We start from the raw sequence: 12007 nt of genomic DNA on the forward strand, positions 1-12007 counted from the left end.
TTATCGCGTTTTTTACCCCTTAAAGGCTGTTTTATGAAGCGCTTGTTGCCGATTATTCTCTCCACTCTTCTACTTAGTTTTTCTCTTTTTGCTCAAGCTGTTTCTTCTACAGAAAACAACATCAAAAATAGTGTAGAAGACAGCAAAGGCACGTTTACTCTAGATTACATCCCAAAACGCATCGTAGTTTTAGAGCTTTCCTTTGTGGATGCGTTAGCTGCCGTTGGCGTCAGCCCTGTTGGCATTGCTGATGACAAAGACCCAGAACGTATTCTAAAAGAAATTCGCAATGAAATTGGCGATTGGGCATCCGTTGGTACTCGCTCTCAGCCCAGTCTTGAAACTATTTCTTCGCTAAAACCTGACCTCATCATTGCGGATATTTCTCGCCACGAAGGCGTTTATGCAGACCTACAAAAGATAGCACCAACATTGATCCTACCTTCACGCCGAGCGACCTACGAAGAGAACCTTCAAGCGACAGCCATCATCGGCAAAGCCATTGGCAAAAACAAAGAAATGCAAACGCGCTTAAAAAAGCATGCTCAAGTAATGGCTAATTTTGCTACACAATTACCAGAAGGCAAAGAAGTTCAATTTGGTGTTGCCCGTGATGACGCATTATTCCTGCACACTGCCGATTCTTATGCTGGTGGAGTCATTCGTGCCTTAGGTTTAAAGAATGCCAACACAGGCCGAAGTGACGATGCCTATCGTCAAACCAGTTTAGAACAGTTTCTTGCAGTGAACCCTGACTACTTTATCGTCGGCAATTACGTCACACCAAGTATCGTCGATAAATGGAAAAATGAGCCGCTTTGGTCTGTGTTAAAAGCCGCTAAGAATCATCATATTTATTCGGTTAACCCTAATACTTGGTCTCGTTGCCGCGGCATTATTTCAGCCGAAACCATGGGGCAAGATCTTATTAAGGTCTTTAACGCGAATAAATGATCTCAATACGCCTGCCTTTTGCCGGCCAATGTCTAGCATTGGTGCTACTTTTATTAATTTTTTCATGGATCAGCTTATTTAGCTGGTCAGTGATTGCTATTACACCGATGGATGCTCTGCACGCTTTATACAATATGAACGCAGAAAGCATTGCTCAGCATATTGTCCATGATTTAAGGCTGCCTAGAGTCCTTATTGGGATTATGGTCGGTGCCAATCTCGCCGCTGCGGGTGTCATCATGCAAGGACTGACACAAAACCCACTCGCTTCTCCTTCTGTTTTAGGTATCAACGCTGGCGCTGCACTTGGCATGGCGACCGTTTCCAGTATCGCCCCTTGGTTTGGTTTACTTGGCACTTCGCTCGCAGCCATCATCGGCGGCGGCATCGCGTGGGCTTTCGTTATGTTGCTTGGCAGCGCATGGCGAGGTGGCAATGAGCATGGCCGATTGGTGTTGGCTGGCGTCGCTATTTCTGCTCTGTGCGCAGCTTTAACCAAGGCCGTCATTATTATCGCGGAAGATCAAGCCGCAGGCGTACTGACTTGGCTAGCTGGTAGTTTGACCGATGCTAGATGGCAAACCTTTGATTCCTTCTGGCCGGTGTGTGTGATTGGTTTATTGGGCGCTATGCTGATAGCTCCAACGCTCAATCTATTGCAACTTGGTGATGACAATGCGCGAAACCTTGGTGTCTCGCTGATGTGGGTAAAGTTAGGCGGCAGCTTTCTCGTCTTATTATTGGTCGGGAGCGCCATCAGCAGCGTCGGGGCAATTGGCTTTGTCGGCTTGCTGGTGCCGCATATGGCACGAATGTTAGCGGGGCAAGATCACCGAAAATTTTTGCCCATTGCCATGATGCTGGGCGCTTGTTTAGTCGTCCTATCCGATACCATCAGCAGAGGCATTATTTATCCGGCAGAGACGCCTGCCGGCGCTATTTTAGCTCTCATCGGCGCACCTTTTTTCATCTATCTCGTCCGCAAGAGAACCTTATAATGGCCACGCGCTCGCTGCCTATTTTACTACTTACCTTGTTAGGACTGCTGCTCGCCAATCTCATGTTTGGTGCGGTTTCGATTCCGTTCAAACAGATTTTAGATGGTCTTCAAATCGGTAGCGAACACTACTTCACCGTGCATGAATATCGCTTACCGCGCACCATTCTCGCCATGTTAGTCGGTGCCATGATGGCGCTTGCTGGCGCCTTGGTACAGGGTGTCATTCGCAACCCCTTGGCATCTCCCGATGTGCTTGGCGTTAGTCATGGCGCCGGATTAGCCGCCGTGTTCTATATGAGCTTTTTTCCCAATGCCGATATTAGCTGGCTGCCGGCGGTCGCCCTAGTCGGCAGTTTAATGGCAGCGTTAATGTTGTGGTGGCTGTGCGGCCAACATAGCAGCACGATTAAAATGGCGATTACCGGTGTAGCATTGGCTGCGCTATACGCCAGCTGCATAGATTTTCTAATGCTGGTTAAACCACTGGAAATTAACAATGCGCTATTATGGTTAACGGGCAGTTTATGGGGACGCGGCTGGAATCAACTCTCTATGCTATTACCTTGGCTACTGCTCATGCCCTTCGCCCTTTGGCTCGCTAAACCACTCAACCTAATCCACCTTGGCGATGACAGCGCCATTAGTCTTGGTATTAAAGCCAACAAACTGCGTTTAGCCTCTTTGGCAATTGCCGTTGGCCTGACCGCGTCTTGTGTAGCAATTTGTGGTCCTATCGGTTTTTTAGGCTTAGTGGCTCCGCATTTAACCCGAAAATTGGTCGGTGGACGTCATCAAATACTCTTGCCGTCTACCATGTTAGTTGGCGCGATTTTGTTACTGCTTGCTGATCTTGCAGCTCGCACCATTGATCCACCGATTGAATTACCCGCCGGTATTATGACCGCCATTATTGGTGCGCCGTATTTTCTTTGGCTACTCCTTAGGACGAAATGATTTATGTCTCTTAGCACTCATAATTTATCTGTTGGCTATCATGATAAAGCCATTGTAAAGCAGGTCGACCTAAGCATTCCTGAAGGAAAAATTATCGCTTTGCTTGGTCCAAACGGCTGCGGAAAATCCACTTTACTAAAAGCCATGGCGCGTATTCTTTCACCAATGGAAGGTCAAGTTCACTGGCAAGGTAAAAACCTTCACGGCATCTCATCTAAAAAACTGGCTCAACAATTAGCCTTGTTGCCGCAAACTCAGCCTATTCCAGAAGGTATAAAAGTAAAAGACTTAGTCGCTTATGGACGCAGCCCATACACGGGATTTTGGGGACGGATTAACAGGGATGATCAAGTAATAATAGATAATGTGATGACAGAAACTGGCATTATCGAGCTTGCGGATCAGTTGGTTAGCGAACTGTCTGGCGGTCAACGCCAGCGCGTTTGGCTCGCCATGACGTTAGCGCAAGATACGCCGTATTTGTTGCTCGATGAACCCACAACCTATATGGATTTGAGCCATCAAGTAGAACTAATGCACTTATTGCGCAAATTGAACCTACAAGGAAAAACCATAGTCACAGTGCTCCATGACATCAACCAGGCGGCTCGTTATTGCGACTACTTGATTGTAATGAAGCAAGGAGAAATCGTCACCCAGGGTATGCCTGAATCGGTACTGACCGAAACAATGCTAAAAGACGTATTTTCGCTGAATGCACAGATTCACCAAGACCCAATTGCTCAAACGCCAATGTGCGTGGTGGAATAATAAAAAGCTAATCATCCAACGATGTATGCTCTTTTGGTAACAAAGAAAAGGCTTCATCTTGGCTTATTACTGTTGCGTATTCGCCATGTAAATTCGCCAATGACATGGCATGCACTTCATCAGCGCTACGTGGTTGACCAAAGAAATCGTCTTTTTCAAACGCAAAACACGCACTGCCAACCACATAGGTTGTAAAACCTAAGTTTCCAGCACTTCTTACTGTGGATTCCACTGAATTATTCGTACTAACACCAACAACAACTAACGCCTGCGCATTTTGTTTTCGCAGCCAAGTGTCCAAATCAGAATAAGTAAACGCATCAGGAACGGATTTCTCAATAACCTTTTCATCCACTAATGGCTGAAAGGCATCTTGGAACAGTACACCTTCTTGCTCTGGCCAAAATAAGGATTCAGGCTCTGTCGACAAATGACGAACATGAACAATCGGCGCATGGCTGGCGCGCCAATGAGCCAATAACTCCGCAATTTCATGTTCCGCATTGGGGTTGTTTCGCTCTCCCGACTGCGGCCAAGACATGCCTTGCTGCATATCAATAATCATCAATACAATCGGCTTAGACATTATCTTTCCTTTGCTTAAAAGATCTGTACTTATGAGTCTTTACTCTGCTGCTCGATGGCTTTTTCATCTTCTCGATTTTCAAGCACTAACAATCGCTTTTGCTGATTACGCAGTTTAAAGAAGAAAACCACCAGCGCCATACACAATAAAAAGGTTAAATTACCCAAAAAATTCACACGATATTCCAACGACTTAACATGGGAGATTTTGGTAGAAAGTGATTGGTAATCACCTAAAGAAGCGGTCGAAAGTTGTAAAATTGCCACACTACGTTCAAGTTCAAAGACAGTCTGCTCAAGCGTCTTCGGATCTTCCGAAGCCTTAGTCGCAGCCATAGAAGAAACCGATACAAGGCCCCCCAAAACCATACACAACAATAATCGATATAACATAATTAGTCCCTAAAATAGCGTCAGTTGATAACTGCATAATAACGGTATCACACGCCAAATAGCTAGAGCTGTTACCAGACCCTAATCAAAACGTTGCAAAAGACGTTTTCAGAAAATCCAACAACAAACGTAACTTTTTAGACTCTGCGGTTCCGGGTGGAAAGACTGCATAAACATCAATTCCTGTACATTTATAATCCGGCAAAATTCGCTCTAAACGGCCATTGGCGATACGTGGTTGCGCGTCGTACATTGGAATTCTTCCGATGCCATTCCCTCCTTCTAAAAATATCGTCCTTGCAGCCGCATTGTTGGTACTCACATCACCATGAACAGACAAACTAAATGACTTGGAACCTTGACTAAGATGTACGGTGTTAGCCGCTGGTGTGTAGACCACCCAATCGTGATCATAAAGTTCTTCGGGCTTAGTTGGCATACCACGACGACGAAAGTATTCTGGCGAGCCACACAGGCAGGTCTCAAACGTCTTTAACTTACTGGCTTGCAGACCAGAGTCTAATAAGGGTGCTCCTCGAATGGCCAGATCGACACCCTCTTTGATGATATTAACCACCTCATCACTTAGAGAAACATTCAGTTCAATTAAAGGATAGAGTCGTCGAAACTCATTAAGCGCAGGAACAATCACCTGCAAGCCTAAATTCACCGGACAAGAGATCTTAAGTTTCCCCTCTGGCTCTTGTTTGGCTTTTTCTATTTGCTGATTGGCTTCATGGGCCTGAAACGCAATGGCTCGACAACGCTGATAATAGGCTTCGCCTGTTTCAGTCAATGACAAGGATCGAGTGGTACGATTTAGCAGTTTTACCCCAAGTTGCTCTTCTAACTTTTTCAGGTGATAACTCACCACCCCACGGGAAATTCCCATAAATTTGGCAGCGGCCGTTAAACTGCCTTGCTCCACCACTTGAGCAAACACCACCATACTTTTTAACTGTTCAAACGAGACTTCCATCGTAACGACTCTTTTTCTATAGATAACGAAGACAACACCGATTGTATCAATTATTAAACCAATGAAGTCAAAAACCTTCCCATTACGTTAATTCGATTAGTTAGATAGACTAATCACACGTTAATTAAACACCTCATTCAAACATTTAGGATTCACTTATGAACAGTCTTATGAGCAACAAAAAAATTCTAGTCGTTCTAACATCTCATTCAGATTTAGGCGATACAGGTCACAAAACAGGCTTTTGGGTAGAAGAATTCGCTGCGCCTTATTACGCGTTTATTGATGCAGGCGCTGAAGTCACTGTTGCTACGCCAAAAGGCGGCCAAGCACCAATCGATCCAAACAGCACGGCACCAGATGCACAAACCGAAGCAACTGAACGCTTTTATAAAGATCAGGCTGCGCAGGATGTGATTACTAACACAGTAAAGCTTAGTGACATGAAGCAAGAAGACTTTGATGCCATCTTTTATCCTGGCGGCCACGGCCCACTTTGGGATTTGACTGAAAACGAAGAATCCATTGCCCTGATTGAAAGCTTCATCGCAGCAAACAAGCCAATTTCTTCTGTTTGTCACGCACCAAGTGCTTTCTTGAATATCAAAGACGCTGACGGTGAATACTTCATTAAAGGCAAAACAGTCACTGGTTTCACTAACAGCGAAGAAGACGCCGTGCAATTGACCGAAGTGGTGCCTTTCTTGTTAGAAGATGAAATGAAAAAACGCGGTGCGGATTACAAAAACACGGCTGATTGGACACCTTTTGCTGTGCAAGATGGTTTGATGATCACAGGGCAAAACCCAGCAAGCTCTGAATTGGTTGCTGAAAAACTATTGGCTCAATTAGCCAAATAAGCACCATTAGCCAATCATACCAACGAAAAAACCGCCTCAAGTGTCCTTGAGGCGGTTTTTCGTTCTAGTTGCGTGATATTAAAAAGCGACTATATGGCGTAATCGAAAACGATAATGTCTTCTAAAATTGGCCCTAGTTGCGCTTTTAACTCTTCGTGCTCAGGATGTGGAATATAAGCATCACGTGATGCCTCGTCCGCAAAGGTCATAAATACGCAATGGGTATAGTCTTTATTGCGGCCTTCTGGACTGTTGTTTAAGCCCCATTCAACCGATTCAATACCAGCGATTTTACTTTTAATCGCTTCGAAATTGGCCAAAGAGGTCGCAATGTCGGCTTCACTGGCTTGCTCTTTATACTGAATAAACAACACATGACGAATCATAAAGACTCCTGTTTAGATAAATGATTTAGCAAAATCATACTCTGCTCTTCTTGCTAAAAAAATGCGAATCACAAACAATCCTTAAAAGGTCAATTTTGTTCAATACGTGAGATACCTAAAACACGATAGTAAGCATCTATTTATTATCTTTTTAGGAACACCTGATGACTCTTTCGTTAATCACTTCTATGTCTTTTTTTGCCTTAGCTGCGTCCTTGTCACCTGGCCCGGTGAACCTTGTCTCGCTAAGTGGCAGTGCGCGTTATGGCATTAAAACAGGACTTGTTTTTGTAACGGGAGCGACGCTCGGCTTTGTTGTACTCTTCCTATTAATTGGCTTTGGGCTGCACCTCTTAATTGATCAATTAAGCTGGATCACTCAAGTTCTGCAATGGTTAGGTATCGCCTTTTTACTGTACTTGAGTTATCAGCTATTCACCGATAATGGCAAACTAAATTCAGACCAACACAATAACGCGCCAACCTTTATGACGGGTGCCATTATGCAATGGCTGAACCCAAAAGCATGGCTGGCCTCGTTATCCGGTATTGCGGCTTATATTCCTAATGCAGAAGCGACAGAAGTAATGATTTTCGCGAGCTTATACTTACCAATCTGTTGGCTGTCTTTAAGTATTTGGGTGTGGGTTGGAAAAATACTCGGACAATATTTTCAAAGCCCAGCAAAAATGCGCTTGATGAATAAAACCTTGGCTATTTTGTTAGCAGGAAGTTGTGTGTTGATACTGGTCTAGAAGGCTATAAGTCAAAAGCAATACGTCTAGAAAAAGACAGGTCTAAGAAGAGACCGAACGGCGGTATTGATCAGGCGTTGCCGCTACCCGTTTCTTAAACACCCGCTGAAAATGTGCTTGGTCATTAAAGCCAATCGTTTGTGCTATATCGGCAATAGCTTGGCCTTGTTTCAATGCTTGCTGACCCAATTGAATACGGCGATTCAAACGATAAGCATGAGGCGTCATATTAAAATGACGCTTAAACGCACGAACCAAATAACCAGTACTGAAACCAAACTTAGCGCTGATTTGCTCAATCGAAGTATCTTGTAAACAATATTGGTGCAAATAATTCGCCACCTGATACAGGTTATTTTCAGGCAAGGCTGTGGAAGAGTCGTCCGGCTCCTCTTCTAATAAGGAAAATAAGTCCAACAGCACCCTTTCTAGCTTCTTACCTTTTTCGGCAGATGAAAAATTAGAGGCCATTAGATATTCACATGCATCGACAAAAGACTGATATGCCCGAGCTGATAATAAAGTATCACTCAAGGTATTTTGCCATACCTGAGCCCTTCTGATGCCATGAGTAAATAGCAAGGACGCTAGCCAGTCTTTGTCTACATGCATCATATAGTAAGCCCAAGGCGAGTCTTGGCGAGGATTACAGGCATGAACCACATTGGGATTCATCATCACTAAAGCACCACTCTCAACCCCATGTAAGCGATCCGCACAGAGGAATTCACTCCGACCTTCTAGAATCGCACCAATTGACCATTCTTGATGAGAGTGCGGTGCATAGCTGACTTTCCTTCCATCTAACACTTGACGAAGTTCGACATAAGGCAAAGCAGAATCTCGCCAAAAGAGAGGGTGGGTAGACGGTGTCATCTTATTTTCCTATTAAGTCAGCTGTTTATATTTCAAGAAATGCTGAAAACTAGTCGATTAATTGATGTTCCAACGCGTATTTAATTAAGCCTGCTGATGTATGGATATCCAATTTATTCTTTAAATTTTGACGGTGAGTTTCGACCGTTCTGACGCTGATGGACAAGGACTGGGCAATTTCCTTATTAGACAAACCAATGGCGACTTCTTTTAGCACAGCGACCTCTCGTTTGGTAAGTTCTTCATAACGCTTCGGCTCAATCGTTGGCGAAAATAACGAATCAGAAGCCCCCGAGCTGAAATACGTACCGCCTTGATAAACCGTGTTAATGGCTTGCACCAATTCCTCGGAAGACACGTCTTTCAATATGTAGCCATTAGCGCCGGATTGGATCAGTGACAAAATGTATTCTTTATCATGATGCATGCTGAGCATCAAAATTTTAATACTGGGCAGCTCGGCTTTAAATCGCTTGGTTGCTTCTAAGCCATTCAAAACCGGCATAGAAACATCCATCAAGATCAAATCCGGTTTTGATTCATGGGCTTTTTCTAAGGCTTCTAACCCATTGGAAGCTGTCGCTATGATGTCGATATTGTCTTCCAACTCTAAGCGGGCCTGAAGCCCGTCCAGTACTAACATATGATCATCAACTAAGAGAACGCGGATTTTTTTTGTCATTTTTATCGCTCTTTTTTGACCGGTTAAAATTGTTTTTCCAGTGGCAATGACGCATGCACTTTCGTACCCTTGCCGCGCTGAGACTCCAACATAAAATCGCCGCCAATCAACTCTAAACGCTCTCGCATGTTGATCAGTCCAATCCCCGACGACAATTCCCCTTTGTGGGAGAACCCCCTTCCATCATCCAAACATTCAAATACGATATGACGATCAGATTGCCACACTTGTAACTCAATAAGGTTTGCATGGGCATGCTTTTCAATGTTGGTTAACGACTCTTGCGTGAGTCGATACAAGGTAATTTCAATTTCGTCAGGTATTCTTGTCGACACCTGAAAATGATACACCACATCAATCCCTGTACGCTCTGTGAATTGATCAATCAGCGCTTTTAACGCCGTATCTAACCCCAAGTCATCCAACAAGGTTGGCCGTAAGTTGTGCGAAATTTGTCGCACCTCATTGATGGTCTGACCGATGACATCGCCCGCTTTGGCCAACTCTTGCTGCACTATGTCTTTATCATGCTCTCGCTTAAGCTTATTGCCCGCAAGTTCAATACGAAATTTACAACTTACCAACAACTGATTGATACCGTCATGCAATTCACGAGAAAAACCACGGCGCTCATTGACCTGTAAACGCATAAAACGCTGCGCTACTTCCTTTAATCGTGAGTCCGCTAACTTGTGTTCATGAAGGTTAATCGCCAATCCCAGCAAAATCACTAAAATCACAGTAATGACCACCACTATGATGACACTGATAAAGCTGCGCTGAATGTTGTCATTCATGATCGCTTGGGTTTTCGCCAACTCAGCGTAGACATCGTCTAAGTATAAGCCTGTTCCCATCATCCAGTTCCAACGGTCAATCGCCACCACGTAACCAATTTTATCTTCCTGAATCATTAACGGTGGCTTTTCCCAAATGTATCTATGGTAACCGCCACCCGCTTGCGCAGCGCTAATCAGGCCTTGAATCAAATAGTTGCCGGATCGATCCTGAAACTCCCACAGGTTTTTTCCGACAAAATCAGGCTGAGTGGGGTGCACTAAATTTACCCCAGTCATTTCATAAGCAAAGAAATAGCCGTCGTCTTCATAACTCAAGTTAGCCAAAATCTCCTTCACCTGAGACTTGGCTTCCTGTTCTGTTAATACCGAGCTTTCCAGTATTGGAAGAATCGCAGACATGGCAATATTGACATGGTTTTTTAAGGCCTGCTTTTTGGCATTAACCAAATTGAATTCATAGATAGATAGTTCTTGAGAAGCCAAATCTCGGGCTGACTGTAGGCCCAAATAAGTAATGATCGTTGTCGCAACGATGAGAGGGGCGATGGCAAGTAAGATGATTTTACTTTTTAAACCCACGAAACAACCTTCTTTATTATTTTAAGCAATGCACAAATCGCTACAACGCGTTAAATCGGTTAAGTAAAAATACGAAAAAGCGGGCCAAAGCCCGCTTACACATCGAGTTTAAAAGACTTTGTAATACTAGCCCATTCCGTACCAGCTAGGAAATACCATAATGCTGGCCAAGACAGCAATCTGAATCAGGATAAACGGCGTCACCCCCTTATAGATATCCGTCGTTCTGACCGAACTGGGCGCGACCCCTTTTAGATAGAATAAACTGAACCCAAAAGGCGGTGTTAAGAAAGATGTCTGCAAGTTCATTGCAATCAGGATGGCAAACCACACCATATTAATGCCCAAAGCTTCCGCGACTGGCGCCAAAATTGGCACGATGATAAAGGCAATTTCCACAAAATCAATGAAGAAACCCAGTATCAAAATAGCGATCATGGCCAAGATAATGAAGCCCCATTTTTCACCCGGTAAGCTCAGCAAAGCCTCTTCCACAATGTAATCGCCACCCGTATAGCTAAAGGCCATCGAAAAGGCAGTCGCCCCCATCAAAATGGCAAACACCATGGCGGTTACTTTAACCGTTTCGAGACCACTGTCGTACAGCATTTTCCAGCTAAATTGACGATAAATTAACGCCAATACAATGGCACCAACCCCACCCAGTGCAGAGGACTCAGTTGGTGTCGCAATACCCGTGAAAATGGAACCCAATACAATTAATACCAAAGCCAACGGAGGAATAATGGCTTTCAGCGCGCTGCGAATTTGTTGCGCGCGAGTTTCCTTATCCAAATCCTGAGGCATCGCAGGAGCCATCTCAGGTTTCAAAAAGGTCAAAATCAATATGTAGGCGATGTAGCAACCAATTAACACCATACCCGGCATGAGAGCGGCTTGAAACAAGTCCCCTACAGGAATGCCCAATACATCACCCAGTATGATCAAAATAATCGACGGCGGAATAATTTGTCCCAACGTACCTGACGCGCAAATCGTGCCACAGGCCAAGGACTTGTTGTAATTGTACTTTAACATAACAGGCAAAGAGATAAGGCCCATTGCAACCACACTGGCCCCAACAACCCCTGTCGATGCCGCTAACAATGCGCCAACCAAGATAGTCGAAATGGCCAAGCCTCCACGAACACCACCAAACAGTTTGCCCATGGCTTCTAATAATTGCTCAGCTAACTTCGTCTTTTGTAACACAATGCCCATAAACACAAACAAAGGCACGGCCATCATGACCGTATTTTCCATATAGCTTTGAATACGGAATGGCATAAACGCAAACATATCAAAACCTTCGGCGAAAACACCAAAGATCAAAGCAATACCACCAAAGGTAAAAGCAACAGGAAAGCCCAGTAATAACATTACTAGAGCAACAAAAAACATGATTATACCAATCATAAACAACCTACAAGTTT

14 protein-coding genes are annotated in these 12007 nt (G+C 44.3%); 6 read left to right on the forward strand and 8 right to left on the reverse strand.

Annotated features, from left to right (window positions below):
• Positions 1 to 33: 33 nt before the first annotated feature.
• The 4 genes from DFP80_RS13870 to fecE are packed head-to-tail and all read left to right on the forward strand — an operon-like array spanning position 34 to position 3679.
• Positions 34 to 954, forward strand: a complete 921-nt coding sequence (locus DFP80_RS13870) for a Fe(3+) dicitrate ABC transporter substrate-binding protein (protein ID WP_113917408.1) — start codon at positions 34 to 36, stop codon at positions 952 to 954.
• On the forward strand, positions 951 to 1952 hold the full coding sequence (locus DFP80_RS13875; RefSeq protein WP_113917409.1) for an iron chelate uptake ABC transporter family permease subunit: 1002 nt from the start codon (positions 951 to 953) through the stop codon (positions 1950 to 1952). The genes DFP80_RS13870 and DFP80_RS13875 overlap by 4 nt, the downstream gene beginning before the upstream one ends.
• Positions 1952 to 2908, forward strand: a complete 957-nt coding sequence (gene fecD / locus DFP80_RS13880) for a Fe(3+) dicitrate ABC transporter permease subunit FecD (protein WP_113917410.1) — start codon at positions 1952 to 1954, stop codon at positions 2906 to 2908. Before DFP80_RS13875 ends, fecD begins: the two co-directional genes overlap by 1 nt.
• A 3-nt stretch (positions 2909 to 2911) precedes the next feature.
• On the forward strand, positions 2912 to 3679 hold the full coding sequence (gene fecE / locus DFP80_RS13885) for a Fe(3+) dicitrate ABC transporter ATP-binding protein FecE (RefSeq protein ID WP_113917411.1): 768 nt from the start codon (positions 2912 to 2914) through the stop codon (positions 3677 to 3679).
• A gap of 7 nt (positions 3680 to 3686) precedes the next feature.
• On the opposite strand, the gene DFP80_RS13890 is transcribed toward fecE, so the two are convergent.
• The 3 genes from DFP80_RS13890 to DFP80_RS13900 form a co-directional block, all read right to left on the reverse strand.
• Positions 3687 to 4265, reverse strand: a complete 579-nt coding sequence (locus tag DFP80_RS13890) for a cysteine hydrolase family protein (protein ID WP_113917412.1) — start codon at positions 4263 to 4265, stop codon at positions 3687 to 3689.
• A 29-nt stretch (positions 4266 to 4294) separates the two neighbouring features.
• Positions 4295 to 4657 carry a hypothetical protein gene (locus DFP80_RS13895; protein WP_113917413.1) on the reverse strand — a complete coding sequence of 121 codons (363 nt, stop codon included), beginning with the start codon at positions 4655 to 4657 and terminating at the stop codon, positions 4295 to 4297.
• An 85-nt stretch (positions 4658 to 4742) separates the two neighbouring features.
• Positions 4743 to 5636: a LysR family transcriptional regulator gene (locus DFP80_RS13900; RefSeq protein ID WP_113917414.1), complete on the reverse strand. Its 894-nt coding sequence runs from the start codon at positions 5634 to 5636 to the stop codon at positions 4743 to 4745.
• Between the two features lie 158 nt (positions 5637 to 5794).
• Here DFP80_RS13900 and DFP80_RS13905 point away from each other — a divergent pair, with 158 nt between their 5' ends.
• On the forward strand, positions 5795 to 6496 hold the full coding sequence (locus DFP80_RS13905) for a type 1 glutamine amidotransferase domain-containing protein (RefSeq protein WP_241560275.1): 702 nt from the start codon (positions 5795 to 5797) through the stop codon (positions 6494 to 6496).
• Between the two features lie 89 nt (positions 6497 to 6585).
• Here the strand turns inward: DFP80_RS13905 and DFP80_RS13910 are convergent, their stop codons facing one another.
• On the reverse strand, positions 6586 to 6882 hold the full coding sequence (locus DFP80_RS13910; protein WP_113917415.1) for a Dabb family protein: 297 nt from the start codon (positions 6880 to 6882) through the stop codon (positions 6586 to 6588).
• A 164-nt stretch (positions 6883 to 7046) separates the two neighbouring features.
• Here DFP80_RS13910 and DFP80_RS13915 point away from each other — a divergent pair, with 164 nt between their 5' ends.
• Positions 7047 to 7637, forward strand: coding sequence for a LysE family translocator (locus tag DFP80_RS13915; protein WP_113917416.1), 591 nt, complete (start codon positions 7047 to 7049; stop codon positions 7635 to 7637).
• A 42-nt stretch (positions 7638 to 7679) separates the two neighbouring features.
• Here the strand turns inward: DFP80_RS13915 and DFP80_RS13920 are convergent, their stop codons facing one another.
• From DFP80_RS13920 to DFP80_RS13935, 4 genes are all read right to left on the reverse strand, one after another.
• Positions 7680 to 8513 (reverse strand): AraC family transcriptional regulator, encoded by an 834-nt coding sequence (locus DFP80_RS13920; RefSeq protein ID WP_113917417.1) that lies wholly within the window; start codon positions 8511 to 8513, stop codon positions 7680 to 7682.
• A 49-nt stretch (positions 8514 to 8562) separates the two neighbouring features.
• Entirely contained in the window at positions 8563 to 9195 is a 633-nt protein-coding gene (locus DFP80_RS13925) for a response regulator transcription factor (RefSeq protein ID WP_113917418.1), read from the reverse strand.
• 23 nt (positions 9196 to 9218) lie between these two features.
• On the reverse strand, positions 9219 to 10574 hold the full coding sequence (locus tag DFP80_RS13930; protein WP_113917419.1) for a cache domain-containing protein: 1356 nt from the start codon (positions 10572 to 10574) through the stop codon (positions 9219 to 9221).
• Positions 10575 to 10700: 126 nt separating this feature from the next.
• Positions 10701 to 11990: a TRAP transporter large permease gene (locus DFP80_RS13935; RefSeq protein WP_113917420.1), complete on the reverse strand. Its 1290-nt coding sequence runs from the start codon at positions 11988 to 11990 to the stop codon at positions 10701 to 10703.
• Between the last annotated feature and the right edge of the window lie 17 nt (positions 11991 to 12007).

This window comes from Marinomonas rhizomae (assembly GCF_003315485.1).
GTDB lineage: Bacteria > Pseudomonadota > Gammaproteobacteria > Pseudomonadales > Marinomonadaceae > Marinomonas > Marinomonas rhizomae.